At 72.4% G+C, this 26,533-nt stretch carries 25 protein-coding genes; 14 read left to right on the forward strand and 11 right to left on the reverse strand.

Going from position 1 to position 26,533, the window contains the following annotated elements; all coding sequences use genetic code 11:
- Positions 1 to 153: 153 nt before the first annotated feature.
- From ACILSK_RS05500 to ACILSK_RS05510, 3 genes are read left to right on the forward strand one after another with little or no spacing between them, the layout of a single operon-like run.
- Positions 154 to 1,938, forward strand: coding sequence for an N-acetylglutaminylglutamine amidotransferase (locus ACILSK_RS05500; protein WP_395726117.1), 1,785 nt, complete (start codon positions 154 to 156; stop codon positions 1,936 to 1,938).
- A gap of 3 nt (positions 1,939 to 1,941) precedes the next feature.
- Positions 1,942 to 3,846 carry a S9 family peptidase gene (locus tag ACILSK_RS05505; protein ID WP_395726118.1) on the forward strand — a complete coding sequence of 635 codons (1,905 nt, stop codon included), beginning with the start codon at positions 1,942 to 1,944 and terminating at the stop codon, positions 3,844 to 3,846.
- A complete protein-coding gene (locus tag ACILSK_RS05510; RefSeq protein ID WP_395726119.1) occupies positions 3,843 to 5,288 on the forward strand; it encodes a circularly permuted type 2 ATP-grasp protein in 1,446 nt (481 codons plus the stop codon). Before ACILSK_RS05505 ends, ACILSK_RS05510 begins: the two co-directional genes overlap by 4 nt.
- Positions 5,289 to 5,590: 302 nt before the next feature.
- Here ACILSK_RS05510 and ACILSK_RS05515 read toward each other — a convergent pair whose 3' ends face one another.
- Together ACILSK_RS05515 and ACILSK_RS05520 are read right to left on the reverse strand one after the other, a co-directional pair.
- Positions 5,591 to 6,067: a hypothetical protein gene (locus ACILSK_RS05515; protein ID WP_395726120.1), complete on the reverse strand. Its 477-nt coding sequence runs from the start codon at positions 6,065 to 6,067 to the stop codon at positions 5,591 to 5,593.
- Between the two features lie 58 nt (positions 6,068 to 6,125).
- The gene (locus tag ACILSK_RS05520) at positions 6,126 to 6,257 is read right to left on the reverse strand and encodes a hypothetical protein (protein WP_395726121.1); all 132 of its coding nucleotides are present in this window, start codon (positions 6,255 to 6,257) and stop codon (positions 6,126 to 6,128) included.
- Between the two features lie 376 nt (positions 6,258 to 6,633).
- Here ACILSK_RS05520 and ACILSK_RS05525 point away from each other — a divergent pair, with 376 nt between their 5' ends.
- Together ACILSK_RS05525 and ACILSK_RS05530 are read left to right on the forward strand one after the other, a co-directional pair.
- Positions 6,634 to 9,594, forward strand: coding sequence for an AfsR/SARP family transcriptional regulator (locus ACILSK_RS05525; protein WP_395726122.1), 2,961 nt, complete (start codon positions 6,634 to 6,636; stop codon positions 9,592 to 9,594).
- Positions 9,595 to 9,667: 73 nt separating this feature from the next.
- Entirely contained in the window at positions 9,668 to 9,895 is a 228-nt protein-coding gene (locus ACILSK_RS05530; protein WP_395726123.1) for a hypothetical protein, read from the forward strand.
- Here the strand turns inward: ACILSK_RS05530 and ACILSK_RS05535 are convergent.
- Positions 9,861 to 10,298, reverse strand: coding sequence for a YybH family protein (locus ACILSK_RS05535; RefSeq protein ID WP_395726124.1), 438 nt, complete (start codon positions 10,296 to 10,298; stop codon positions 9,861 to 9,863). The two genes, ACILSK_RS05530 and ACILSK_RS05535, sit on opposite strands and share 35 nt — an antisense overlap.
- 55 nt (positions 10,299 to 10,353) lie before the next feature.
- Here ACILSK_RS05535 and ACILSK_RS05540 point away from each other — a divergent pair, with 55 nt between their 5' ends.
- Positions 10,354 to 11,379, forward strand: a complete 1,026-nt coding sequence (locus ACILSK_RS05540; protein ID WP_395726125.1) for a hypothetical protein — start codon at positions 10,354 to 10,356, stop codon at positions 11,377 to 11,379.
- On the opposite strand, the gene ACILSK_RS05545 is transcribed toward ACILSK_RS05540, so the two are convergent.
- From ACILSK_RS05545 to ACILSK_RS05560, 4 genes are all read right to left on the reverse strand, one after another.
- Positions 11,304 to 11,720 carry a nuclear transport factor 2 family protein gene (locus ACILSK_RS05545; protein WP_395726126.1) on the reverse strand — a complete coding sequence of 139 codons (417 nt, stop codon included), beginning with the start codon at positions 11,718 to 11,720 and terminating at the stop codon, positions 11,304 to 11,306. The genes ACILSK_RS05540 and ACILSK_RS05545 overlap by 76 nt on opposite strands.
- A gap of 24 nt (positions 11,721 to 11,744) precedes the next feature.
- Positions 11,745 to 14,960 carry a bifunctional cytochrome P450/NADPH--P450 reductase gene (locus tag ACILSK_RS05550; RefSeq protein WP_395726127.1) on the reverse strand — a complete coding sequence of 1,072 codons (3,216 nt, stop codon included), beginning with the start codon at positions 14,958 to 14,960 and terminating at the stop codon, positions 11,745 to 11,747.
- A 161-nt stretch (positions 14,961 to 15,121) separates the two neighbouring features.
- Positions 15,122 to 15,838, reverse strand: coding sequence for a VIT family protein (locus ACILSK_RS05555; RefSeq protein WP_395726128.1), 717 nt, complete (start codon positions 15,836 to 15,838; stop codon positions 15,122 to 15,124).
- 651 nt (positions 15,839 to 16,489) lie between these two features.
- Positions 16,490 to 16,645 carry a hypothetical protein gene (locus ACILSK_RS05560; protein WP_395726129.1) on the reverse strand — a complete coding sequence of 52 codons (156 nt, stop codon included), beginning with the start codon at positions 16,643 to 16,645 and terminating at the stop codon, positions 16,490 to 16,492.
- Positions 16,646 to 16,846: 201 nt separating this feature from the next.
- Between ACILSK_RS05560 and ACILSK_RS05565 the strand changes: the two genes are divergently transcribed.
- From ACILSK_RS05565 to ACILSK_RS05595, 7 genes are all read left to right on the forward strand, one after another.
- Positions 16,847 to 17,377, forward strand: a complete 531-nt coding sequence (locus ACILSK_RS05565; protein WP_395726130.1) for a lipopolysaccharide assembly LapA domain-containing protein — start codon at positions 16,847 to 16,849, stop codon at positions 17,375 to 17,377.
- A gap of 76 nt (positions 17,378 to 17,453) precedes the next feature.
- Positions 17,454 to 17,594 carry a hypothetical protein gene (locus tag ACILSK_RS05570; protein WP_395726171.1) on the forward strand — a complete coding sequence of 47 codons (141 nt, stop codon included), beginning with the start codon at positions 17,454 to 17,456 and terminating at the stop codon, positions 17,592 to 17,594.
- Between the two features lie 80 nt (positions 17,595 to 17,674).
- Positions 17,675 to 18,409 (forward strand): UbiA family prenyltransferase, encoded by a 735-nt coding sequence (locus ACILSK_RS05575; protein ID WP_395726168.1) that lies wholly within the window; start codon positions 17,675 to 17,677, stop codon positions 18,407 to 18,409.
- The gene (locus tag ACILSK_RS05580) at positions 18,406 to 19,491 is read left to right on the forward strand and encodes a type III polyketide synthase (protein ID WP_395726131.1); all 1,086 of its coding nucleotides are present in this window, start codon (positions 18,406 to 18,408) and stop codon (positions 19,489 to 19,491) included. The genes ACILSK_RS05575 and ACILSK_RS05580 overlap by 4 nt, the downstream gene beginning before the upstream one ends.
- A complete protein-coding gene (locus ACILSK_RS05585; protein ID WP_395726132.1) occupies positions 19,488 to 20,030 on the forward strand; it encodes an isoprenylcysteine carboxyl methyltransferase family protein in 543 nt (180 codons plus the stop codon). Before ACILSK_RS05580 ends, ACILSK_RS05585 begins: the two co-directional genes overlap by 4 nt.
- Entirely contained in the window at positions 20,023 to 21,051 is a 1,029-nt protein-coding gene (locus tag ACILSK_RS05590) for an NAD(P)/FAD-dependent oxidoreductase (protein WP_395726133.1), read from the forward strand. The genes ACILSK_RS05585 and ACILSK_RS05590 overlap by 8 nt, the downstream gene beginning before the upstream one ends.
- Positions 21,052 to 21,107: 56 nt before the next feature.
- On the forward strand, positions 21,108 to 21,575 hold the full coding sequence (locus tag ACILSK_RS05595; RefSeq protein ID WP_395726134.1) for a PPOX class F420-dependent oxidoreductase: 468 nt from the start codon (positions 21,108 to 21,110) through the stop codon (positions 21,573 to 21,575).
- A 100-nt stretch (positions 21,576 to 21,675) separates the two neighbouring features.
- Here the strand turns inward: ACILSK_RS05595 and ACILSK_RS05600 are convergent, their stop codons facing one another.
- The 3 genes from ACILSK_RS05600 to purD all read right to left on the reverse strand — a co-directional run bounded on the left by ACILSK_RS05600 (position 21,676) and on the right by purD (position 24,444).
- A complete protein-coding gene (locus ACILSK_RS05600; protein WP_395726135.1) occupies positions 21,676 to 21,858 on the reverse strand; it encodes a hypothetical protein in 183 nt (60 codons plus the stop codon).
- Positions 21,859 to 22,002: 144 nt separating this feature from the next.
- Positions 22,003 to 23,100, reverse strand: a complete 1,098-nt coding sequence (locus ACILSK_RS05605) for an aminotransferase class I/II-fold pyridoxal phosphate-dependent enzyme (RefSeq protein WP_395726169.1) — start codon at positions 23,098 to 23,100, stop codon at positions 22,003 to 22,005.
- 81 nt (positions 23,101 to 23,181) lie between these two features.
- Positions 23,182 to 24,444 (reverse strand): phosphoribosylamine--glycine ligase, encoded by a 1,263-nt coding sequence (gene purD / locus ACILSK_RS05610; protein WP_395726136.1) that lies wholly within the window; start codon positions 24,442 to 24,444, stop codon positions 23,182 to 23,184.
- 70 nt (positions 24,445 to 24,514) lie between these two features.
- On the opposite strand from purD, the gene ACILSK_RS05615 reads away from it, so the two are divergent.
- Entirely contained in the window at positions 24,515 to 25,291 is a 777-nt protein-coding gene (locus ACILSK_RS05615; RefSeq protein ID WP_395726137.1) for a maleylpyruvate isomerase family mycothiol-dependent enzyme, read from the forward strand.
- Between the two features lie 125 nt (positions 25,292 to 25,416).
- Here the strand turns inward: ACILSK_RS05615 and ACILSK_RS05620 are convergent, their stop codons facing one another.
- Positions 25,417 to 26,433, reverse strand: coding sequence for a GNAT family N-acetyltransferase (locus ACILSK_RS05620; RefSeq protein ID WP_395726138.1), 1,017 nt, complete (start codon positions 26,431 to 26,433; stop codon positions 25,417 to 25,419).
- Positions 26,434 to 26,533: the final 100 nt, after the last annotated feature.

A 26,533-nucleotide genomic window follows, 5' to 3' on the forward strand; every position in this document is an offset into this window, starting at 1 on the left:
GGGGCGGCCGAGGGGCCCGCACGGTGCCGGTGCGGTGCCGGTGGCGGACACGGCAGCGACACGAACCGCGTGTAGCGTCAATGACTTGCCACAGTGACTTGTGGGGCCGGCTCACCGATCGCGACCGGCCACATCCGTCCCGGGGAGGGCATCGTGTGCGGGCTGAGCGGTGAGTTCAGGTTCGACGGCGAGCCACCCGACCTCGAGGGGCTGGCCCGCATCTCCGCGGTGATGGAACCGCGCGGACCCGACGGGCACGGCCTGTGGCACCACGGGCGGGTGGCCCTCGCCCACCGCCGGCTCAAGATCATCGATCTGACCGAGGCCGGCGCCCAGCCGATGGTCGACGACGAACTCGGCCTGGTCACCGTCTTCAACGGTTGCATCTACAACTACCAGCAGCTGCGCGAGGAACTGTCCGGGTATGGCTACCGGTTCTTCTCCACCTCCGACACCGAGGTGATCGGCAAGGCCTACCACCGGTGGGGGGTCGAGTGCGTCGACCGCTTCATGGGGATGTTCGCGTTCGCCGTGTTCGAGCGCCGGACCGGCCGGCTGATCCTGGGCCGGGACCGGCTCGGCATCAAACCGCTCTACCTGGCCCAGTCCGCCGAGCGCCTGCGGTTCGCCTCGTCCCTGCCGGCACTGCTGGCCGGCGGCGACATCGACACGTCGATCGATCCGGTCGCCTTGAATTTCTATATGAGCTTTCACGCGGTGGTCCCACCGCCGTACACGATCCTGACCGGCGTCCGCAAGCTCCCGCCGGCCACCGTCCGGGTCGTCGAGCCGGACGGCACCAGCACCGACCGGCACTACTGGTCACCGGCCCACCAGCGGACCGATCGGTACGCCGGGCTGACCGAGAACGACTGGCAGGACCTCGTTCTGGACACCCTGCAGACCGCGGTGGAGCGGCGGATGGTCGCCGACGTGCCGGTCGGTGTCCTGCTGTCCGGCGGGATCGACTCCTCCGTCATCGTTGCCCTGCTGGCCAAGGCCGGACAGCATGACCTGCAAACGTTCTCGATCGGATTCGAGCGGGTGGGCGACCGGGAGGGCGACGAGTTCGAGTTCTCCGACATCATCGCCAAGGAGTTCGACACCCGGCACCACAAGCTGATGATGCCCTCGAGCACCGTGCTGGACGGGCTCGACGGCGCCGTCGGCGCGATGGCCGAGCCGATGGTCAGTCACGACTGCATCGCGTTCTACCTGCTGTCCCAGGCGGTCTCCCAGCACGTCACCGTCGTGCAGTCCGGGCAGGGGGCGGACGAGCTGCTCGCCGGTTACGACTGGTACCCGCCGCTGGCGGACGTCCAGCCGGAGCGCGCCCTGGAGGTCTACTCCGGCCGGTTCTTCGACCGGGACAAGGCCACCATGGACGGCATCCTGCAGCCGCGGTGGACGATCCCGGACGACGCCCCGCGCGGCTTCGTCGAGGCCCACCTGAACCGGGCCGGTGCGGACACCGCCCTGGATCGGGTGCTGCGGCTGGATTCCCAGGTGATGCTGGTCGACGATCCGGTCAAGCGGGTCGACAACATGACCATGGCCTGGGGTCTGGAGGCACGGACGCCGTTCCTGGACCACGAGTTCGCCGAGCTGGCCGCCGCCGTCCCGCCCGCGCTCAAGCTGGCCCAGGGCGGCAAGGGTGTGCTCAAGGAGGCATCCCGCAAGGTGCTGCCGTGGCAGATCATCGACCGGAAGAAGGGCCATTTCCCGGTGCCGGCGATCATCAACCTGGAGGGCCCGTACCTGGCCCGGGTCCGGGACGCACTGCTCGCGCCGGCGGCCCGCGACCGCGGCCTGTTCAACCCGGACTACGTGGCCACGCTGCTGGCCGACCCCAACCGGCGCCGCACACCGCTGGGATCGAACCAGCTCTGGCAGCTCGGCCTGCTCGAGATGTGGCTGCAGCGGCACGGAGTGGGCTGAGCGGTGCTGGACGCACGCCCCGGGCTGACCCCACTGCTACGGGAGAAGATCGAGAGCATCGCCGGCGTCGTCGGCTCCTGGTGCCCGTCGATCTCGCCGGACGGACGGCAGATCGCCTACGTCACCGACCGGTCCGGGCTGCCCCGGCTCGAGGTCGTGCATCTCGACCCGACCGGTGACGACGTCGACCTGCCCCCCCGCCAGGTCTCGCTGCCCGAGCAGGAGGTCATCTCGGTGGCCTGGTCCCCGGACGGGCAGTGGCTGGCCTACCTGGTCTCGCCGAACGGCTTCATCCGCGCCCAGCTGCATGCCATCCGGCCGGACGGGACCGACCACCGGGCGCTGGCCGGGATGGCCGAGCAGGAGACGGTGTTCGCCGGGTGCTGGACGAACCTGCCCACCACCTACGCGTTCTCCCTGGCCGATGGGCGCTCCCCGGACGCCGACATCTGCTTCGTCGACGTGCTGAGCGGCCACGTCCGGCGCGTGGCGACCGGCGGATTCCTGCTGATCACCGGTGTCTCACCGGACGCCACCCGGCTGGTGGCCCGGCGCGGCCCCCGGGGCTTCCGGCACCTGGTACTGGCCGACGTCCCCTCGGACCCGGACGCGCCACTGCCGCCGCCCCGCCGGCTGCTGCACGCCGACTTCCCGGCCGGCGGCGACCAGTCCGAGGACGGCCGGTTCGCCGTCGACGGCTCGGCGGTGTACCTGCGGGTGGGCGCCGGACGGGAACATCCGGCCCTGGCCCGGGTCCCGCTCGATGCGGACGGCACCCCCGGCCGCCTGCGGGTTCTCGCCGAACGGGACGATGCCGACCTGGACGCCTACGCGGTGCTCGACCAGGGCGCCCGGGCGATGCTGGTGTGGAACATGTCCGGGCACAGTGCCATCGAGATGCGGGACCTGGAAACGGGAGCCGGGCATCGCGTGGATATCGGCCGGCGGGTGATGCCCGGCTGGTCGGTCCTGCCGGACGGCCGGTCCGGCGTCCTGGAGCTGACCGAACCGGTCGCCCCGCGCAGCCTGTACCACGTCGACCTGGTCGACCACCCCGACGACGCCCCACCCGTCGCCCGGCGGATCAACGGGCTGCCGGTCCCGCGCCTGCCGGACGAGGAACTCTGTGTGCCGCAGCGGCGCCGCTACCGGGCGCCGGATGGGCTGCCGCTGCACGGGCTCCTGTACCGGCCGGCCGGCGAACCGCCGTTCCCCACCGTCGTCCTGCTGCACGGCGGTCCGGAGGCCGAGGAACGACCCGCGTTCTCGATCCTGATCCAGTCGCTGGTCGCCTGCGGGTTCGCCGTCTTCGCGCCGAACGTGCGCGGCTCCACCGGCTACGGCGCCACCTTTACCGCCCTGGACGACCTGGACCGGCGCGAGGGATCGTTCCCCGACGTCCGGACGAGCGTCGAGTACCTGATCGCGCAGGGTGTGACGAGCCCCGGCCAGGTCGCCGTCCACGGCTGGTCCTACGGCGGTTACCTGGCGATGATCGCGCTGACCCGGTTCCCGGACCTCTTCTCGTCCGGATCCAGCCACGCCGGGATGTCAGACTTGCGCACCTTCTTCGTGCACACCGAGCCGTGGATGGCCGCCGCGTCGATCACCGAGTACGGCGACCCGGTCACCGACGCCGAGCTGCTGGCCGGGCTGTCCCCGCTGGTTCGGTTCGACCGGATGCGGGTACCGACGTTCTTCATGCATGGCGAGAGCGACACCAACGTGCCCGTCATCGAGTCGGTGCAGGCCGCCCGCGCGCTCGCCGCCGCGGGGGTGCCGACCGAGCTGATGCTGCTGCCCGGGGAAGGACACACCATCGTGGGACGCGAGGGTCGGATCGCCTCGACCGAGGGCATCGTCGACTGGCACCTGCGCTGGACGAGCCGGACGGGAGACGCCAGGTGAACCTGCTCGACGGGTACGAACCCGGCCCGCTGGACGAGGCCGTCACCCCCGACGGGTCGGTCCGGCCCGGCTACGCCGCCATCATCGACGCCCTGACCCCGGGCGGCATCGACGGGTTGCGGGCCACGGCCCGGGATCTGGACCGGTGCCGGGTCGAGGAGGGCATCTCGTTCATCGCCGAGATCGACGGGGTGCCGACCGAGCAGCCGTTCCCACTCGACCCGATCCCCCGGGTGATCGGCCCGGCCGACTGGGATGCGATCCGCGCCGGCCTCCGGCAGCGGGCCCGGGCGCTCAACGCGTTCCTGGATGACGTCTACGGTCCGATGCGGATCGTGCAGGCCGGGATCATCCCCGAGGCGGTCGTCCGGGACTGTCCAGGGTTCCTGCCCGCCGCTGCCGATCTGGCCCCGGGGGGCCGACCACGGGCGACCGTGATCGGCTTCGACCTGCTGCACGCCCCGACCGGTGACTGGGTGGTGCTGGAGGACAACCTGCGGGTGCCGTCCGGGCTGGCCTACGCGGTGGCGAACCGGCGCACCGCGGCGGCGTCGCTGCCGGCGCTGCACCCGTGGCCCGGGCTGCGCTCCCCGGAGACCGTCGGTCGCGACCTGTTGGCGGCGCTGCGGCAGGCCCGCCCGCCGCGCTGCCCGCGCGAGATCCCGCACGTCGCGGTGCTGTCCGACGGCCCGGCCAACTCGGCCTGGTACGAGCACCGGCTGCTGGCCGACCTGATGGACGTGCCGGTGCTGACCCCGGACGACCTCGCCGGCGACGCCGACGGCGTCGTCGCGACGGGCCCGGCCGGGCCCTGGCCGGTCGACGTGCTCTACCGGCGGCTCGGCGACGACGAGCTGATCGCCGGTGAGCCGGTGGATGCGGCCGCCGATGCGCTGCTGGTCGCGGCCGCCCGGGCGGGCACTGTGGCGGTGGCCAATGTCCCGGGCAACGGCGTCGGTGACGACAAGGCGATCTACGCCTACGTCCACCCGATGATCCGCTTCTACCTGGACGAGGAGCCGCTGATCGGCGACGTCGGCACCTGGGTGCTGGGTCACCCTGGTCAGTACGAGGGAGTGCGCGACCGGCTGGCCGAGCTGGTGGTCAAACCGGTCGACGGATCGGGCGGTTCCGGTGTGCTGATCGGGCCCGACCTGACCGAGGCGGAGGTCGCGGCGATGGTCGAGCAGGTCGACGCCGCACCGCACCGGTTCATCGCGCAGGACGTGATCCGGTTCTCCTGCCACCCCACGCTCACCCGGGACGGACTTCGACCGCGGCACGTCGACCTGCGGGTCTTCGCGCTCGCCGGCCGGGACGGGTCCGTGGTGGTGCCGGATGTGGCGCTGAGCCGGGTCGCGCTGGAATCCGAGGGGCTGCTGGTGAACTCGTCGCAGGGCGGCGGGTCCAAGGACACCTGGCTGATCGACCCGGACGCCTGAGTGCGTGGCGCCCTCCGCGACATCCCCGGGCGGTCGGGGTCGTCCGGGGATGTCGCGCAGGGCGCCGAGCGCTACCGCCGCCCGGAGGTCACGACCCGTCGTCGGCCGCGGGGTTCCGCCCCGGGGACCCTGCGGCGCACCGCGTCGACGAGAGCCATCAACCGGCCGGACGTCGTCACCCGACGATCGCCGACGGTGCGCACCGGCCGATCGTCCCGGCCCGGTGGCCCCACGACCTTCGCCATTCCGGTTCCCCCGATCCTCGTTCCCTACCCATCAATTCCGACGCCCGCCCGCGACCGTCATGGTTCGGCCGCCGGCACGTAGCGGCCATGGGCGATGTCCTCGATGACGGTGAGCGCCAGCCGGGCCGCCGCCACCGCGCCCGACGCGGTCCCCAGCGGATAGAGCCGGTCCGGCCGGCCGATCGCCGCCGATCGGGCACGCATGACGCAGCTCCAGTGCGCGGGCGAGGCCAACTCCCCGAGGGGGAACCCGGCCCGGCGTGCGTGGAACGTCAGCCACTCCCGGACGTTGGCCGCGTTGTAGGCGAGTAGAAACTGGCTGGCCGCCGCGAACCCGAGCGTGGTCAGCGCCCAGCCGCCCGGGCTGTCGATCCGGTCGTTGGCCCGCAACCGGCCGTCCGTGTCCAGAACGGCCAGGTCGATCGCGGTCGTCACCCCGGCGGGTATCGCGATCCCCACGACCACCGCCGCCCCGGGAGTCAACACCGAACGGGCCCACCCCACCGCCTCCTGCGAGGTATGGGGCGGGGGCACCAACTCCGTGGTCAACGCCGGCCGGCCCGAACTCGTCGCCGTGGATACGCGCGGCCGACTACCAGCACAGGTTGCCGAGATCGGAATCCCGGTCGGGCGCCGGCGTCACCGCGGCGGCCGATTCCACCGGCCGGGTCTCCTCGGTCGACCACTCGTGCAGAACGATCTCGCCGACCTCGCTCCCACCCACCCCCGGGGTTGGTGCCAAGATGGACAAAAGACACTCCAAGTGATTCAACACCGATACCTCCGGTGGGTTGGGTGCGTGGCTCAGTGATCCATCGGTGCTCCTGGCAGCGCTCGCGGTCACCCCTCGTACGAATCCCCGCCGACCGTCAGATGGCGCCAGGACTCGGCGGCCGTGAACGCGCGCCAGAGCAGTCAGCCGACCGCGACCGGACCGGCCCGCGGCCAGGGTCCCGGAACGCGACGACCCGCGGCGACGCGCACCATCGGCACCCACTCCTTCCGTCCCGTCGACCAGCCCCCCGGAGCGACGGGATCATCGAACGACGGCCCGGTGGGACGCCGGTGGGACGCTCGAGCCCCACCCCCGGCGGCCGGCGATGACGGGGCCGACCTCGGCACCGGGCACCCAGGGACCGGGCATCGAAGGACCGGGCATCGACCTGCTCGGCCCGGTCCGCATCCGGGGCGGCGCCGACCTGCAGACGCTGACCCGTCGTCAGGAGATCGGCGTGCTGGCCCTACTCGCGCTCCACGCCGGCAGCGCGGTACCGGCGGCCCGGCTGGTCGACCTGCTCTGGCCCGACGACCCGCCGCGAACCGCGACCAAGACCCTGCAGGGCTACATCAAGCGGGTCCGTGGCCTGCTGGCCGACACCGGAATCGGCCTGACCCACACCGGGCCGGCCGGCTACCTGCTCGACCTGGCCCCCGCGCAGGTCGACGCGGTGCGGTTCGAGTCACTGGTCGCGTCCGCCCGGACCGGGCACGATGACGACGACCGGGTGCGTCGACTGGACTCCGCCCTGGCCCTCTGGCGCGGAGAACCGTTCGGCGGCTGCGACCTGGACGGGCTGCGTCCGTTCCGGGAATGGCTGGAGCGGCTGCGCAGCGGCGCCCGGGTGGAACGGGCCGCGACCGACATCAAACGCGGGATCACCTCCGACACCATCGGCGCGGTCCGGGGGCTGGTCACCCAGGAGCCGACCAACGAGCGGTTGTGGCTGCACCTGGTGGCGGCGCTCTACCTGTCCGGCAACCCCGTCGCCGCCCTGACGACCACGGCCGAGGCCCGCCGGGAACTCGACGAACGCGTAGGGGCGACGCCGGGTCCGGAACTGTTGGAGATCGAGCATCGGATCGGCGTGCACGACGACGTCGAGGGCTGCTACGCCCGGCTCACCGGCGTCACGCTCCGCCCGGATCGGTCCGGTGTCGCCGCGCCCCGCCCCAATTCCGCGCTGTCCCTGCCCATCTGGGCCGGCGAGCTGATCGGCCGGGACGTCGTCGTCGACGAGATCGTCCGGCTGATCGACACCGGCGCCCCGGTCCTCACCGTGGCCGGTGCCGGCGGCCTGGGCAAGACCCGCTGCGCGGCCGAGGGCGCCCGGCGGGCCATCACCAGGTGCGAGGGCCTGATCGACCTCAGCGGCATCACCACCGGCGACGACCTGGCCGTCCACCTGGCCGGATCGTTGGGCGCGCCGGGCCGGGACGACCCGGTCGCCGCGATCGCCGACCAGCTCGCCGGCCGGCGGTGCTGCGTGCTGCTGGACAACGCCGAGCAGGTGGCGGGCGGCGCCGCCGTCATCGGACGGTTGGCGCTGCAGTGCCCGACGGTGACGTGGTTGGTCACCTCCCGTGCCGAACTCGGTCTCGCGGCGGAGCAGGTGGTGCGACTGGCGCCGCTGCCGTCGGATTCGACCGCGGACCGGCCCAGCGCGGCCGCCCGCCTGCTGACCGCCGCGGCCGGCCGCCGGGGCGTGGAACTGTCGGCCGAGGCCGCCCCGGTGATCGATCGGGTGGTGGCCGCGATCGGCGGGATCCCGCTCGCTCTGGAGCTGGCCGCCTGCCAGCTGCAGGCGTTGAACCCGGCCGCGCTGCTGCGATCGCTGGACGAGCCGCTGACCACCCTGGTCGACCGGCGTCGCGAGGTCGACCGGCACCGGTCGATGCGGGCCTGCGTCCAGCTCGGCCTGGACCGGTTGTCCCCGGCGGCGGTCACCCTGATGGCCCTGCTCTCCGAGCGGGCTGGCGGTGCCCCCTACGACGACCTGGCAACGGCCTGGGAGTCGCCGGCCGCCCTGTCCGGGGTGGTCGCCGAGCTCGTCGAGAACGGTTTCGCCGAAACCACCACCGATACGGCAGGGGCGATCCGGGTCACCCAGCTTCCGTTGATGCGGGCCTTCGGCCGGGAACTCACGCCGCCGGATGACCCGATGCCGCTGGCGGGCGCGCTGGATGCCGCCGTGCTGGCCCGCGCGGCGGCGGTGGCCACCGGCGCGTCGACCGCGAGCGTCGAACCCGACCTGGCCGACGTCCGCCGGCTGCTGCAGTTCGGGATGGACGACGACGCCGGGCTGGAAACGGCCCTCGGCCTGGCCGCCGGTCTGGTCATCTACTGGTGGTCGCACCGGCTGCTGGAAGGCCGCGGCTGGCTCGACGCACTGCTGAAACGGCCGGTTCCCCCGGCGCCCTCGGTCAACCGGTTGCTGGCCCTCAACGCGGCAGTGTTCCTGGACTACGGCATGGGCGATGCCAAATCGGCACAACGGCGGGCTGCGGAAGCGCTCGCCTGCGGCGCTCCGCTGGTGCCCCCCATCCATTCCATGCTGCTGTCCCGCATGGCCGTGCTGGACGCCGCGGACGAATCCACCGAACTCGCCAGGTCGCGGGCGGCGGAATCGATGGCGATCGCACGGGCCGTCGGTGCAGGACAGGTCCTCTGGTCGGCATTGGGCAATTGCGGTGACGTGGCCGCCGCTACCGGCGATCCGAATGGTGCGCGCGAGCTGTACCTGGAATGCATCGACCAGCTCCGGCGCGCCGGGATCACGTGGTTGTCGGCGGCGCCGTGCGCACGGTTGGGTGACCTGGAGCTCAGCGCCGGGCACCTGCGGGAAGCGCGTATGTGGTTCGACCGGTCGCTCGCGCTCTGGCTGGATCGGGAACTCGGCGCCGGCGCGGGTCAGGCGCTGGCCGGGGCCGCCCGGCTGGAGGTCCTGGAGGGCCGGTTGGACGAGGCCCGCAACCACCTGACGACCGGTCTGGCCGCCGCCGAGCGATCGGGTAGTCGCGTCGAATACCCGTTCCTGGCCATCGGCTCTGCGGCGCTGGCCGCCGCCCAGGGCGATGCGCCGGCGGCCCGCGCACTTTTCGCGATGGGTCTATCGCATGGGAAGCGATCTGGCGTGACCCTCCGGCCAATGGTCGAAGCGGAACTGGCGACGCTCTACCGCGCAACCGTGGGCGGGCATCCCGAACGATCCGACGAGGCGCTGGCTCTGGCGACACCTCTGGAAGACCTGCCGGCCGCGATCCGCAAGATCATCGCCTTGTAGCTGCCGTCCGGCTGTTGCGTCCCCTATGCTCGCATTCCGCATCAACCGCGTTTCTCGTCTGCAGGGGGATCCGGTGACCGACAGTTCGTCACGCGAAGCGCATTATCGCTCCATCCGGAGCCGATTTCTCGAGGACCCCGAGTTCCGCGATCAGCTGACCAAAGACCCGGCGGGCACGCTGGAGTCCATTCTCGGACCGTTGACCGAGCAGGAACGCGACCGGGTCATCGCCGCCCCCACCGGAGCGGATGAGTTGCTCGACCAGGTCAAGCAGAACCCCCCACCGCTGGGTTACTGGTAATCGACGTGACCGTCGAGTGATCGGCCAGGTACTGCCAGCCCTGGTCGGTGGTGCGCCCGAACACCTCGAACGCGGACACCGTCATGGTGAGCCGCTCACCGGTCGCCTTCACCGTCATGGTCGATTCGAACGTCCCCACCCGGGCGGCCTGATCGGGTCCGTGATACTCGAACGGAGCTGCCGGCACGGTCTGGTCGTCGACGGTGTACGTCGCCATCGCCTCGGCGATCATGGCGACGATCTGGTCCCGGCCGACCACCCAGGACGAGCCGAAGGGCCCGCCGGTGGTGGTCAGCACCGCCGACTCCACATAGAGCTCGCCCAGACCGCCGGCGTCACCGGACTTCAGCCGGTCCAAATAGACGGCCGAGAAATCGTCCAGCGACCGCACCGGTGTCCCCATGGCGATCACTATGACAGGCCGGGCGCCCCGGGTGAACGGCACTGACGATGGGCGGGTGGGCTCGGTGAGCGCCGACCGCGGGGACCTCGACGAGTGGCGAGGGATGGCCACCGACGCCCTGCGCGGGGCGTTGCTGGCCTGGCGCGGCGAACTCCGCCCGCTGGCCGAGGAACTCGTGGAGCACCTCGGTTCGATGCTCCGACGCGGTGACGGTTCCCAGATCGCCGCCCTGGCCCTGCCCCGAGCCGTTCACATCGGGCTGCGCGGAACCGACCCGCCGGACTGGCTCATGGCCGCGGCGAGCGCGACCTACCTCGCCTGGGACCTGCTGGACGACGACATGGACGGTGACCCGGTCAAGTTCTGGTGCGCGCGCCCGGCCGCGGATCGCACGATCGGGGCGCACCTGCTGCTCGCGACCGCTGTCGCGCAGGCGCCGTTGCACGCGGGCCCGGCCGGCTCGGCCGGCCTGACCCGGCTGTACCTGGACATGGTCTCGACCGTGACCGAGGGGCAGCTCCGGGCCGAGGTGCCGCTCCACGTGGGGACGACGCCCGAGGCCGTCGCCGCCGGCAACGACGCACGCAGCGGTGCCATGCTGGCCGGCCTGGCCGAGCTGGCTGCGAATGTGGCCGGTGCGGACGGACCGACCTGCCGGGCGGCCGCACGATTCGGCCGAGAATTGGCCCTGGCTCGGCAACTGGTCAACGACCTGACCGAGCTGGCGTCCCCACGAACCTCCGACCTGCGCAACCGGACAGCGACGATGCCGGCCGCCTTCGCCCTCCAGCGCACCCCGCCGGCCGACCGGGCGGCGCTGGTCCGCCGCCTCCATGCCGCCGCGACCGACGCCGACCTGCGACGCCGGATGGTCGATCGCGACCTTCGCCCGGCCCTGGCTGACACCCGGATGCTGGCCCGGCTGCACCTGGCCGAGGCGATCCGGCTGGCCGGGTCCTTCGCCCGCCGGGCCCGCGGCCGCGCGGCCGTCCGGAGCCTGATCGACTACACGGCCAGCGGTTTCCCGGTCTCCGGGGACGGACGGTCGGCACCGGCCGGTAGCGCGGTGGCCTGGAAATAGATCAGCCGCGGGCCGTCCGGCGTCGCCCGCCACACGGCCACCGCCCGGCTCCGGTAGGGCTCGGGCACCCCGGATCGGACCAGTTCCGCGCGCATCTCGTGCGGAACGAGCATCGCGTCACCGGCCCGGATGAAGATGTGCTCGGCGGTGCCGATCCACGTGTAGGCCAGGGCACCCGACTCGATGGCTGCCAGGTAGCTGTCCTTCGTGTCGCTGACGCCGGTGGAGTGCACGTACCGGCAATCGTCGGCGATCAGCTCACGCAGGGTGGGCAGGTCACCCGCGACCATGGCCGCCGTGCGCCGGTCGTCGACGGCCCTGATCTGTTCCTCGTCGATCACCCGGTCCACCCTAGGGTGCCGTCCTCAGTTCGCGCCCCAGATGTCCTCCAGGTACCGATGTTCGCGACGCAGCCCGGTCAGCCAGTCGTCGGCCGCCGCCCCGCCCAGACCCTGCTTGTCGGCGGCGATCTCGGTGAGCGCCGCGCGTACGCCGGGCGCCAGGGTCCGCGCGTTGCCGCACACGTACACCACCGCGCCGGCCTCCACCAACGGCCAGATCTCGTCGGCGTGGGTGCGCATCTCATGCTGCGCATATCGCCGCGCGCGACCCGGCTCCCGCGAGAACGCCGTGTAGGTGGTCAGATTCGCGGTGTTCGCGAAGTCGGCGAGTTCGTCGACGTAGAGCCGGTCCTGCTCCGTCCGGCACCCGAAGAACAGCAGTGACGGTGCCACCGGGGCCCCACCGGCGGCCTGCGCGGCCCGCTCCTGCAGGAACCCGCGGAACGGCGCGAGCCCCGTCCCCGCCCCGACCATGATCATCGGCACGGACGGGTCGGCCGGCCGGAACGGGATCGTCGGTTCCCGCCGGAACACGAACACCGTGCTGCCGGCGTCCATCTGCGCGAGGTAGGTGGAACACACCCCGTCGAACCGCCCGGTGCCCGAGCGGGCCGGCCCGGCCAGCACACCCTCGGTCACGCACACGGCGCCCGGGCTGACCAGCGGCGACGACGAGATCGAGTAGTAGCGCGGGGCCAACGCGGGCAACAGGTCCAGGAAGACCGGGAACGGCACCGCGCACGCCGGGAACCGGTCGAGCAGGTCGAGCACCGACAGGTTCGGCTCCCGGACCCGCGTCCGGTACTGCTCGTCGTCGGCGGCGAGGGCGCGCAGCGCGGCCTGCTGCTCCGGGTCGCCGGTGTGGCCGGCGAGCACCTCGATGTCGGCCCGGGTTGCGGTGGCCTGCAGTTCCACGCAGCTGCCGAGCACGCCGAGCAGCGGCGACGGTTCATCGACCGGCAGATGGGTGTGCGTCCCGCTGTTGGCGGTGATCGTGACGTACGTCCCCATGTCCAGACCGAACCGCCGCATGACGCGGCGGATCTGCGCCTGACTGTTGCGTGGCAGCACGCCCAGGTGGTCGCCGGCCCGGTAGGTCACCCCGGCCGGCAGCGCGACCTCGACGTGCCGGGTCGACCGGACGCCGGCCGCCCCGGTGGCGGTCAGCTCGACGTTGCGGGTGACCAGCGTCGGGGTCGCGTCGTAGGAGACGATGACCGGGTTGGTCAGCTGGCGGTTGACCGTGGCGATCGTGAGTCGCGGGCCGCCGGCCGTCACCCTCGCCTGCTGTTCCGAAAGGCCCAGCGCCGCCGCCACATCGGACCACAGGTCGGCGTGCCAGGCCCGGTACTGGCCGTCGAAGTCGGCCTGCGCGTCACCGGCCCCTCGGGGATGGATGCGGCTGCCGCCCAACCGTTCGAACTCGGCGTCCAGCAGGATCGGCACCGCCTGGTAGGTGGCCGCCCAGTCCGTGTCCCCGCAGCCGAACACCGTGAACTTCACTCCGGCGAACGCCCCGTCGGGCACGGCATCACTGCGCAGCTTGTCGACGAACGCGGTGGCGTTCTCCGGAGGTTCACCGTTGTACGAGGCGCTGACCACCAGGACGGCGCCCGCGGTCGGCAGATCCGGGCCGTGGTCGTCGAGCGCGGCCACCGTCACCGTGTACCCGCGGTCGCCGCCCTCCCGGCCGAGCCGGTTGGCGATGCCCTCGGCGGTGCCCAGGTTCGAACCGAACAGCACCAGCAGCGGGGTGCCGTGGGCGGCCTGCGACACGGCCGCATCGGGCTCGGCCGTGGCCTCGTCGGTCGACGCCCCGACCGATACCTGCTCCCGGCGGACTCCGGCGAATCCCGCCCGCGGGCGCAGCCGGATCCACATGTCTGCCGGCTTGACCGTCAGCGTGGCCTTGGTGTGCAGCTGGTAGTTGCGGTGATCGATGATGTCGAACCGTTGCAGCAGCATGCCGAGCACGAGAGTGGCTTCCTGCAAGGCGAACTGGCGGCCGATGCACGCGCGCAGGCCGGTACCGAAGGGCCGGTAGGCCAGGGGCGGGACGTCCTTGAACATGTCAGCGTCGAAGTGGTGCGGGTTGAAGTCCTCCGCATCATCGCCCCACACGCTGCGGTCCCGGTGCAGCGTGGGCAGCAGTACCGAGATCCCGACATCCTTGGGGGCCAGGTACTTCCCACCGATCACGGTGTCCTCGCGGGCGGCCCGGGTGAACATCGGCGCGGTCGGCCAGAGGCGCAACGACTCGTCCAGGATCTGCCGCACGAACGTGAGCCGGTGGACCTGCTCGTACGTGGGCGCCGCGGTGTTGCCCAGCACCTCGTCGATCTGCACCCGCGCCTCGTCGATGTACTGCGGGCTCTTCATCAGGTAGTGGATGGCGAACGACAGCAGGCCGCTGGTTGTCTCGTGCCCGGCAACCAGGAACGTCATGCACTGCGCGATGATGTTGTCGTCCGGCAGGCTCTCGCCGCTGGACTTGTCGACTCCGGTCAGCATCCGGCCGAGCAGGTCGGTGTTGTCGGCCGCGTCGCCCTGCCGGCGGCGGTCCTCGATCAGCCCCTTGACCAGATTGATCTGGAACTCGCTGTCCTCGCGGGACTGCCGGCGGGCCTGCACCCGAAGCTTGCGCTGGATCGGTAGCTCCTTGGCTTCCTTCTGCGCCTCCAGCAGGTTGCGGACCATCGCCGCGACGAACGGGTGCGGGGTATCCCGGTACAGCGAGTTGAAGCGGTAGCCGAAACCGCACAGCGCGATGGTGTCCAGCGTCAGCGCCGTCATGTCGGCCGGCACGTCGACCTCGTCGTCGGGATTCAGCCGCGACCACTTGTCCATCAGCTGCCCGGCTATGTCCACCATCCGCGGCAGGTACCCGCGCATGCTGGATTGACTGAACGGCGCCATCAGGATGTTGTGCGCGCGGCGCCAGAGCGGGTCGCTGGTCTCGGACAGGAACAGCCCGGGGGTGCCGGTGCCGCGCGCCGCGACCAGGCCGGGGCCGAGTTGCTTGTCGAAGCGGTCGTCGTCGCAGATGTCCGGCATCAGATCGGCCGCGGACACGATGATCCGGGTGGTGCCCGGGACGGCCAGCTTGTAGATCGGGCCGTACTCCCGGGCCCAATCCATCAGGGTGTCGATGGGGTGCGGATTGTTCAGGTCCAACAGGTTTCCCAGGATCGGGACGCCGTGCGGCCCGGGCAGTTCATCGACGGTGATGGGGGCGGGCATACGTCCTCCGCAGGGCGCGAGTGACCTGACCGCCTGGGTCGGTTCTCGGTGGGCGGGACTGCGGCGCACCGCCCAGCCGGGCACGAATACCCTACGACCGGACCGGCCGTCCGAGCGAGGGTTCGACCGGACAAAGCACCCCAGGTGACGGGCGACTCCGGTCAGCCCACCAGCCCGCCGGCCACGGTGCCCAGCAGGTAGGTGACGCCCATCGCCAGCAGGCCCCCGCCGACGTTGCGCAGCACCGCCCGCAGCGGCGGCGCGCCGCCCAACCGGGCGCTGACCGACCCGGTGACCGCCAGCGCGATCGCGACGGCGACCACGGTGATCCAGGCGGCCGGTGTGATCACCACGCCCAGCAACGGGATGGCCGCGCCGACGAGGAAGGCCAGGAAGCTGGCCCCGGCGGCGTGCCACGGGTTGGTCAGGTCGTCCGGGTCCAGGCCGAGTTCGGCCTCGGCGTGGGCGCGCAGCGCGTCCTTCGCGGTGAGCTGCTCGGCAACCTCGCGGGCCAGCGCCGGTTCGATGCCCTTGGCCTCGTACAGGCCGGCCAGCTCCTCGAGCTCCTCGTCCGGCGTCTCGGCCAGCTCGCGCCGCTCCCGATCCAGCACCGCCTTCTCGGTGTCCCGCTGGGTGGAGACGGACACGTACTCGCCGGCGGCCATCGACATCGCGCCGGCCATCATGCCGACCAGCCCGGCGAGCACGATGGAGCCGCGGTCGTCGGTCGCGCCGGCCACGCCGAGCACGATCGCCGCGGTCGACACGATCCCGTCGTTGGCCCCGAGGACACCGGCCCGCAACCAGTTCAGCCGGCTGGCCAGCCCGGTGTCGTGCGGCTCATGATGGTCTGCCCGCGCGGCGTCGGTTTCGCTCACACGGCTCAGCTTGACCCCCTGACCTGCGCATTTCCAGCCAGCCAAGCCTTCCCTCACCGCCGCCCACCTCCCCCGGCCGGGCGCAACCCCACCCCTCCCCGCGCGGATCAACTAGGCCGGCGCGGATCAAATGACGCCGAATGTGACTGGTGGGGCGGATGTCAACGACTTCATCCGCGCGTCCATCCACCCGGTGGCCGGTGGACAACTGCGCGGATCAACCGACGCCGGATGTGACCGAAGTGACACGAGTTGCCGACTTCGGACGCGCCGGCCTAGTTGATCCGCGCGGGGGGACGGACCTCGGGTGGCGCGCGGCCCGGGGCGGGAACGGGGGGCCGGGAGCCGGTCAGGGCCCGGTGGGGTCGGGGTGGATCGGTCCGGGAACCGGGAACGGCGAGCCCGGGTTGGGGTCGCCCGGCACCGGGTCGACCGGCCGCGGCTCCGGGTTCGGTGGGGGCTCCAACGGCACGGGCGGGCGATCCGGTGCGGGGGTCGGTGGATCCAACGGATTCGGCGGCGGCGGTGGCGACCCGGGTATCCCCGGCGACCCGGGCGGCGGTGTCCCCGGCGACCCGGGTATCCCCGGCGACCCGGGCGAACCCGGCGACCCGGGCGGCGGCGACCCGGGCCCGGTGGGGTCCGGGACGGTCATGCCGGCACGGTCGACGGAGCGGGCCCGTCCGGTCGGGCCGGTGACGGGTCCGTCGGCACCGGCGGACCCTGCGGGTCGGTCGGGCCGGGATTCGGGTAGGGATCGGGCTGCGGCTGGGGTGAGCCGGGGGCGGTGGGATCCGGGATGGTCATGCAAGCTCCTCCTTGGCGTACGCCTCGGCGCGTCGACGATGACGACAACGCCGAGTCAGTGCCCCCGCCGGCAGGTGCGCACACATCCGGCCGGCGATGTCGACCACCGCCGAGGTTGCTGTTTCGCCGCCGACCCCCCGGGTACCCCCACTGCACGGTGCGGGAACCGCCACCGGCAACGACATCGGGAGGTGCGGCGCAATGACTGCAGCCGGCCGCGGGGGCCCCCAACCGAATCACGATCCGTACGACATCGCGGGCGCGCCGACCCCGCCCGGTGGCATGCCGGGCGCCGCACCCGGCATGGCCGTCCCCGGCATGACTGCGTCGACAGCCGGGGGGCCGGCCTTTCCGGAGCAGTACACGGAGCCGGTGCCCTCGGCGACCGGCACCTGGGACCCGACCGCCGGGCCATCGGCCGGCGTGATCGCGTCACCGCCTGCGCCGGGCGAATCCGGAACCAACCGCACACCCGCGACCAAGAAGCACTCGCGCACGGGCGCCGCCTGGGTGGCCCTGGTGGTGGCCGCGATCGTGATGATCTTCCTGCTCATCTTCATCGTGCAGAACTCGGACCCGGTCCAGGTGCGGTACTTCGGCTTCGAAGGCACCCTGTCCCTCGGCGTCGCCATGCTGTTCGCCGCGATCGCCGGCGCGCTCACCGCCGGCCTGCTCGGCACCGTTCGCATCCTTCAGCTCCGCGCGCGGGCCCGCCGGGCGACCGCGGGCTGACGGGCCCCGCCGGGAGCCACCCCGGCATTGACCCCCATGACCACCGCAGGACCGACAGAAAGTAGGGAAACCGACAATGAGCCAGCCCGGATCCACCGACCCGGCCGCCGACGAGACCACCTCGCGCGCACAAGAGGCCCTCACCTCCGACGAAGGGGTCGGCGCCACCACGACCGCCGAGCCGGACACCTTCGAGCCGGAGGAGCCGACGGACTGACGCACATCGCCTCCGGCGCCGCCGGCCTCGGGGCTCTGCTGCGCGCCGCGCACATCGGCCCCGCGGTCGCCGTCACCGTCCTGTCCGGCGCGCTCGCCGTCGCCGCCGGCACGTCGCCGGCGCGCACCGTCCTGATCGTCGCCGCGGTGCTGTCCGGCCAGCTCACCATCGGCTGGACCAACGATCTGCTCGACCGCGGCCGGGACCGGACCGTCGGCCGCTCGGACAAGCCCCTGGCCACGGGTGAACTGTCGGTCGGCCGGGTGCAGGCTGCCTGCGGGATCGCCGTCGCGGCCACCGTGCTGCTCTCCTTCATGTGTGGGCTGGCCGCCGGCCTGGTGCACCTCGGTTGCGTGGCCGCGGGCTGGGCCTACAACCTGGGCCTGAAGTCGACCGTGTGGTCGTGGGTTCCGTACGCGGTGGCCTTCGGCGGCCTCACCGTCTTTGTCGCCCTGGCCGGGCCGGCCGGCGCGCTGCCGCCGGCGTGGATCCCGATCGTGGCGGCGCTGCTCGGGGTGGGCGCGCACCTGGTCAACGTCCTGCCCGATCTCGACGACGACGAAGCCACCGGCGTCCGCGGCCTGCCGCACCGCCTCGGTGCGCGGCGGACCCGGGTCGCCGCGGTCGTCGCGCTGGGCGGTGCGTCGCTGATCGTGGTGATCGCCGGCGATGCCCCGACCGGCCTGCGGCTCGGTGCGTTGCTGCTGGTGGCGGCCCTCGGCGTGGTCGCCCTGGTCACCCGGGGCCGGGTCCCGTTCTGGGCGGCGGTGGGGATCGCCCTGGTCGACGCCACCCTGCTGGTGCTGGCCCGATGACCCACCTGCTGACCGTCCGCGGCGCGCTGCCCGCGCACCGCCGCGACCAATCGGACATCACCGACGCCTTCGCCGCGGCGGTCGCCGGCCGCGGCCTCGACGAGCGGGTTCTGCGCACGCTGCACCGCAACTGCGGAGTCCGGCAGCGTCACCTGGTGCTGCCCCTGGCCGAGTACGACCATCTCGATACCTTCGACCGCGCCAACGACCTGTTCCTGGAACACGCGGTCGCCCTGGGGGCCCGGGCGCTGGAGGACGCGCTCAAGGCGGCCGGGCTGACGCCGAGCGACGTCGACCTGATCATCTCGACCACGGTCACCGGCCTGGCGGTGCCGTCCCTGGACGCCCGCATCGCGTCGGTCGTCGGGCTCCGACCGGATATCCGGCGGGTGCCGCTGTTCGGTCTGGGGTGCGTGGCCGGCGCGGCCGGCATCGCCCGGCTGCACGACCATCTGGTCGGCCATCCGGACCAGGTCGCGGTCCTGGTCGCCGTCGAGTTGTGCTCGTTGACCGTGCAGCGCGACGACGTGTCCATGCCCAACGTCGTCGCCAGCGGGCTGTTCGGGGACGGCGCCGCCGCGGTCGTCGGAGTCGGGGCGGGCCGCGCGCCGGGCCCGGTCGACGGATCGGCCGCGGTGCAGGTGCTGGACAGTCGTAGCCGGCTGTACCCGGACTCCGAACGCACCATGGGATTCGACATCGGGGCCCGCGGCCTGCGCATCGTGCTCGACGCCCGGGTCCCGGAGATCGTCGGCCGCTACATCCGCGACGACGTCGACGAGTTCCTCGCCGGGCACCGATTGACCCGGGCCGACATCGGTTTCTGGGTCTGCCATCCCGGCGGCCCGAAGGTGATCGACGCGGTCCGCGACGCCCTCCAGGTCGGCGATGACGAGGTCGCCCTGACCCGGTCCTCACTGGCCCGGATCGGCAACCTGTCCTCGGCGTCGGTGCTGCACGTGCTGGCCGACACGCTGCGCGAACGGCCGCCGGCCCCGGGCAGCCACGGGGTGCTCCTGGCGATGGGGCCGGGGTTCTGCTCGGAACTGGTGTTGCTGCGGGCGGACGGGGATCCGTCGTGACGTCGCTGGCCGCGTTCGTCGTCCTGGTCGGGCTGGTCGCCCTCGAGCGGCTGGCCGAACTGGTGGTGTCCAAGCGCAACGCCGCATGGAGCCTCGCGCACGGCGGGGTCGAGTCGGGCCGCGGCCACTACCCGGTGATGGTCGTCCTGCATACCGGTTTCCTGGTGGCGATGCTGGTGGAGGCGGTGGTGCGCCGGCCCGTCGTTCCCGGGTGGTTGGCCTGGTCGATGCTGGCCCTGGTGCTCGGCGCGCAGGGTCTGCGCTGGTGGTGCATCGCCACGCTCGGCCGGCGGTGGAACACCCGGGTGATCGTCGTGCCCGGCCTGCCGCCGGTGCGCACCGGCCCGTATCGCCGGCTGGCGCATCCCAACTACGTGGCCGTCGTCGTCGAGGGGGTTGCGTTGCCCCTGGTGCACGGGTGCTGGATCACCGCGGCGGTGTTCACCGTCGCGAACGCCGCGTTGCTGACGGTCCGGATCCGGATCGAGAACGACGCGCTGGCGGCCCTGCCGCGGGCGGGGGCGCCCGCGCGTGCGTGACGTCATCGTGGCCGGCGGCGGGCCGGTCGGGCTGGCCGCGGCCTTGTATGCACAGCGGGTGGGCCTGGACGTCGTCGTTCGCGAACCGCGGACCGGGCCGATCGACAAGGCCTGCGGCGAAGGGTTGATGCCCGGCGCGGTCGCCGGCCTGCACGATCTGGGTGTGGCGCCGGCGGGGCATCCGATCGCTGGCATCCGCTACCTCGATGGCCGCCACCAGGTCGACGCCCCGTTCGGCCGCGGGCCGGGCCTGGGTGTGCGGCGCACCACCCTGCACGCCGCGCTGCTCGACGCCGCCGACCGCGCCGGCATCGCCGTCTGCGGCCCGGCGGTGCGTCAGGTGCACGACCGGGGCGACCACCTGCTGGTGGACGGCGAGCCGACCCGTTACCTGCTCGCCGCCGACGGCCTGCATTCCCGGGTCCGCCGCCTGGTGGGGCTGGATGGCCCGCAACGACCCGGCGGGTATCGGCGGCACGGCCTGCGCCGGCACGTCGCCTGCCGACCATGGACCGATTTCGTCGAGGTGCACTGGTCGGCCGTTGGCGAGGCCTACGTGACCCCGATCGCCGAGCGGCAGATCGGGGTTGCTCTGCTCACCACCCGGACCGGCCGGTTCGAGGACCTGATCACCGGCTTCCCGGGCCTGGCCGAACGACTGGCGGGCCTCGATGCCGGCCCGGTCCGCGGCGCCGGACCATTGCGGCAGCGGGTGCGGGGCCGGGTCCGCGGACGGGTGCTGCTGATCGGTGACGCCGCCGGCTATGTCGATGCGTTGACCGGGGAGGGGCTGGCCCTCGGCCTGGCCCAGGCGCGCGCGGCGGTGGCCAGCGTCCGGACCGGCCAGGTCGAACGGTATGAGGCTGCGGCCCGCCGTCTCGGCCGCCGGCACACTGCGCTGACCCTGGGCCTGCTCACCGCCACGCGACTGCCGGCCGTCCGGCGTGGGCTGGTGCCCGCGGCCCACCACCTGCCCGCGGTGTTTCGCGCCGCTGTCGATCAACTGGCCCGGCCGGCCTGAGCCGGCTGGCAGGATCGACGGCATCCTCGATCAGGAACTTCATTCAGGGAGGAATCATGCCCAGGACGATCGCCACCGCCCGCTCGGTGGCCCGCGACGAGGTGCTGGACTTCGCCCGGGCCCGGCATCATCACGTGCTGCTGACCACCCGCTCGGACGGGTCGGTCCAGGCGTCCCCGGTGACCGCGGGCGTCGACCCGCAGGGCCGCGTGGTCATCGCCAGCTATCCCGAGCGGGCCAAGGCGCGCAACGCCCGCCGCACAGGGACCGCCTCCGTGCTCGTGCTGTCCGACGACTTCGACGGCGCCTGGGCGCAGATCGACGGCGACGCCGAGGTGCTGGACATCCCCGATGCGATCGAACCGCTGGTCGAGTACTTCCGGTGCATCTCCGGCGAACATTCCGACTGGGACGAGTACCGCCGGGCAATGGTCGACCAGGGCAAGTGCCTCATCCGGATCACCCCGACCCGCTGGTCACCGATCGCCACCGGCGGCTTCCCGCCCCGGCTGGCGAACGGCTGAGGCGGATCCGCCGCGCCGCGGACCAACATCCACCGGCCTCAGCCCGGCCGACCGGCCGCCCGGCCCGCCGCGCGGCGGGCGCGACCCCCGCCGCACCCGGTCAGCGCTTGTAGCCGACCTGGTTCTTCCGCTTGTTGCTGATCGCCGCGACGGCCCAGATGGCCCCGCCGATGACGGCGACCCAGAACAACAGGCCGATGGTCTTGCCGATCAGCCACAGCACCAGGCTGATGCCGATCCAGATCACCACGACGGCGCCCACGATCTTCAAGAACTTGTCCATCGAACTTCCTCCACTGTCCTCGACTGCCCTGCTCGACTTCCACTGTCCGCCTCGGGACCGTGGACCGCCTCAGGTGAGAACCCTGATCTTCGCCTCGGGGTACCCACTGGGTTCAACGCTCCGGCGCCGCGCATCGTTCCGGCGTCAGGGCCGGAGAAACTGCTCAAGCGCGACCAGCGCGCCCTCGATCGTGCGGGTCGACCCGGCGAACGAGAACCTGATGTACCGGTGGCCGTCCACCACGTCGAAGTCGACGCCGGGGGCCGCGGCCACCCCGGCCTGGGCCAGCAGCCGCGCGGCGAACTCCGCGGAGTCGTCGGTCAGGTGCCCGATGTCGGCGTACACGTAGAACGCGCCGTCGGCCGGCGCAAGCCGGTCGATGCCCAGCTCGCGCAGCCCGTTCAGCAGCAGTCCCCGGTTGTGCGCGTAGCGGTGCACGTGCGCGTCGCACTCGGCGTAGCCGTCGAACGCGGCCACCGCCGCGTACTGCGCCGGCGCGGGCGGGCAGATGGCCAGGTTGCCGACCAACGCGTCGACGACATCGATCAGGTCGTCCGGCACCAGCAGCCAGCCGATCCGCCAGCCGGTCATCGAGAAGTACTTGGAGAAGGAATTCACCACGAACCCCGAGCGGTCCGTCTGCCAACTGCTCGACGTCCGACCGGCATAGGTGATGCCGTGGTAGATCTCGTCGGACACCAGCCGCACCCCCTGACCGGCGCACCAGGAGGCCAGGGCGTCGAGTTCGCCCGGTTCGAGCATGGTCCCGGTCGGATTCGCCGGGCTGGCCACGATCAGGCCGTCCAGGCCGAGGTTCTCGACCATCCCGACGGTGGGCTGGTACCGGGTCCCGGGGCCGCAGGGCAGATCGACGACCTCACAGCCCAACGCGTGCAGGATGTTCCGGTACGCCGGGTAACCGGGCCGGGCCAGTCCGATCCGGCTGCCGACGTCGAAGGCGGCCAGGAAGGCCAGCAGGAACCCGCCGGAGGATCCCGTGGTGACGACGACATTGTCGACGTCGACATCCATCTCGTATCGATTCCGGTAGTGGCCGGCAATCGCCCGGCGCAGCGGTTCGATGCCCGGCGCCTCGGTGTAGCCCAGGATGTGCCCGTCGAGCGCGGCATGCGCGGCCCGCCGCACCGGCTCCGGCGCGGCGGTGGACGGCTGGCCGGCCGCCAGATCCCACACGACGCCACCCGCTCGACGCCGCCGGGCCGCCGCGGCGAGCACCTTCATTACATAGAACGGCGCCACCCGGGACCGTACCGACGGCTCGAAACCCTCCGCGGCAGTGCGGGCCCCACCGATGGCCACGGCTCAGGCCGTGCCGGGCACGTGCACCCGGCCCTCGGCGGCCGCCAGGGCGATATCGGTCCGGTAGTGCGAACCGCGCAGGTGCACCGATTCGGCCAGGGCGTAGGCGTTCTCGCGGGCCTTGGCCAGATCCGCGCCGGTGCCGACGACCGAGAGCACCCGACCGCCGGCCGAGACCACCAACCCGTCGTCGGCGAGTTTCGTTCCGGCGTGCAGGATCCCGTCGCCATCGGCGCCGGTGATCACGTCGCCCGTGACGGGTGGGCCGGGATAGTTCTCCGCGGCAATCACCACGGTGACCGCGGCCGCGCCACGCCAGCTCAGCAGCACGTCGCCCAGGCTGCCGGCGGCGGCTGCGGCCAGCAGCCTGCCCAGCGGGGTGTCCAGCAGTTCCAGCACCACCTGGGTCTCCGGGTCGCCGAACCGGCAGTTGAACTCGATGACCTTCGGTCCGGCCGCCGTGATCACCAGCCCTGCGTACAACAGACCGGCGAAAGGCGTTCCACGAAGGGACATCTCGGTCAGCACCGGGTCCAGGACGGTGCGCTGTACGGTGTCCACCAGGCCGGCCGGCGCCCACGGCAGCGGGGCGTACGCACCCATGCCACCGGTGTTCGGCCCGCTGTCGCCGTCGCCGACACGCTTGAAGTCCTGGGCCGGCAGCAGGGGCACCGCCGTCCGGCCGTCACACACCGCGAACAGGGAGACCTCCGGCCCGGCCAGGAACTCCTCGACCAGTACCGGGTGGCCGTGATCGAGCACCGCCCGGGCGTGTGCGGCGGCGACCGACCGGTCCTCGGTGACGACGACTCCCTTGCCGGCCGCCAGCCCGTCATCCTTGACCACGTACGGCGACCCGCAGGCGTCGAGCGCGGCGTCGATCCCGTCCCGGTCGGTGACCGCGACCGCCCGGGCGGTCGGCACACCGGCGGCGGCCATGATGTCCTTCGCGAAGGCCTTCGATCCCTCGATCCGGGCCGCCGCCGCGCTCGGCCCGAAGACCGCGAACCCCTGCTTGCGCAACGCGTCGGCCGCGCCGTTGACCAGTGGCACCTCCGGGCCGATCACCACCAGGTCGGGTTGCACCTGCTGGGCAAGCCCGGCGATCGCGTCCGGGTCGGCGACGTCCACCGGGTGCGCCTGGGCGAGGGCAGCGGTGCCTGCGTTCCCCGGCGCGATGTGAAGGTCGGCGACGTCCGGGTCGCGCCGCAGGGCCCGGAGCAGGGCGTGCTCGCGGGCGCCCGAGCCGATGACGAGAATGCGCACGTCGGGAGAGTACTGCCTCACCGGCGACCCCTGGGCATCCACCGAACCGACCCGTGCGACGCTGAGGTCCATGCCTCATCGGTTGCCCCAGGCGGACCTGCTCGCAACACTCGACACCGAGGCCGCCCGGTTGGCCCTGGAGGCGGACCGGGTACTGCCGTCGGACCCCGTTCCGACCTGCCCGGGATGGACCGTGCGCGACCTGGTGACGCACATCGGCGGCGTGCACCGGTGGGCGGCCGCCATCGTGACGCAGCGACGGACCGCGCCGACCGACGACGTCGACGAATTCTTCGAGGCCCCGGATGACGACGATGGGCTGCTCCCCTGGTTCGTCGACGGCAGCAGCACCCTGATCCGCACGCTGCGCGCGGCGCCCGATGACCTGTCCGCGTTCGTGTTCCTGAAGAACGCCCCGCCGGCCAAGACGTTCTGGACCCGCCGGCAGGCGCACGAAACGACCATCCACCGCGTCGACGCCCAGTCCACCCGACTCGGTCGGATGCCGACGACCGCCGAAGCCGGCATCCCGACCCCGCTGGCGGTCGACGGGCTCGACGAACTGCTCACCGGGTTCGTCCCGCGCCGGAGCAGCCGGTTACGCACCGACGAGCCGTTCCGGACGGTCGTCGCGGCGACCGACGCACCGGCCGCCTGGACCGTGTCCGTCTCCGCCGATCCGCCGGTCGTCGTGGAGGGCGAGGATCCGGCCGCCCACTCCCGGCTGACCGGCACCGCCGCGGCGCTGTACCTGGGACTGTGGAACCGCGGCGACGACGTCGCCGAGTTCGGGACCGTCGACCTGCTGGGCCACTGGCGCGAGCAGGTCCGGGTCACCTGGGCCTGAGCGCATCCCTGCCCGCGCCCCACGCTGCGGTCGCCCGCCCTGCGCTCGCCCCGCCCACCCCCGAATCCTGTTGATCATGGGCCGGTGGCCGTTCTGACCGACGGGGAACGGCCACCGGCCCATGATCAAGTGCGGATGGGTACGCCCGACAGATGCTTCTGCCAGCCGACCGCGCTGCACACCACCCGGTACCCCAGGGCCTCGTTCACCGCGATCATGGAGGAGTTCGAGGCGGCGTTCCACGTCGCCAACGTCCGCACCTGCGGCTCCGCATCGGCCAACTCGCGCAGCATGGCGATCTTGAGGGCCAGCCCGAGGCGGTGCCCACGATGCCCCTTCACCACGCTGGTGTCGAGCTGATGCGCGTACCAGGGCTGCACGGCCGGGACGACGACGATCGTCTGTCCGGCCAGCTCACCGGAACGGCGGTGGCGGGCAACGAGCCGGTACATCCGCCGGTCGTAGGCGAACTGGGATCGCTCCAGTGCGAGCACCCGGTCCGGGGTGAAGACCTCGTCCTCGACGTCCAGGTCGTCGGTCGGCGCGTCGTTGATCGCGGCGGTCATCAGGGCGATCGACTCGAGCAGGTCCGGCGGTGTGGGGTAGCCGATCGGCACGATCTCGTAGTCGGCGTGACGTTCGGCGGCCTCGGCGGCGAGGACGTCCAGCCCGGCCCGGTCCAGGGACCACAGGTTCTGGACGCGCCGGACCTCCACGCTGGCCCGATCGAGTCCCATCGCCGAGGCGAATCCCATCCCGGCACCGCCCTCCTGGCACGAAGCGGTGATCAGCGTTCGCCCGTCGGCGACCGCCCGTTCCACGCCCGCCTCGAACAGCCGGCGGCCAAGCCCCTGGCGGCGCACGGACGGATCGACGGTGATGCCGAGGTCCGCAACATGATGGTTGTCGTACTGCGACGAGCCGACGTCGAGCACCCCGACCGCCCGTCCGTGGCCGTCCCGGAGGACGGCGGTCTGCGCGGGATTCAGCTCCCAGCCGTCCGCGAGAGTGGTGCGGACGGACAACGCGGTCAGCGGCAGATCGTGCGGGGCGTCGGCCGCGCGGGACATCTCCCACACCGCGGTGACGGCGTCCACGTCGCGGCGATCGAGTGCGTGCGGGTCGAGCCAGTGCAGGTGCATGCGGCCCACGCTCCACCCGCAGGCGCCGGACGCGCCACCGATTTTCCCCCACCCCTCCACCCTGTTGATCATGGCCCCGAGGCCGTTCTGAGCGCCGCGG

It is taken from the genome of Nakamurella sp. (assembly GCF_044224575.1).
Taxonomy (GTDB): domain Bacteria; phylum Actinomycetota; class Actinomycetes; order Mycobacteriales; family Nakamurellaceae; genus Nakamurella.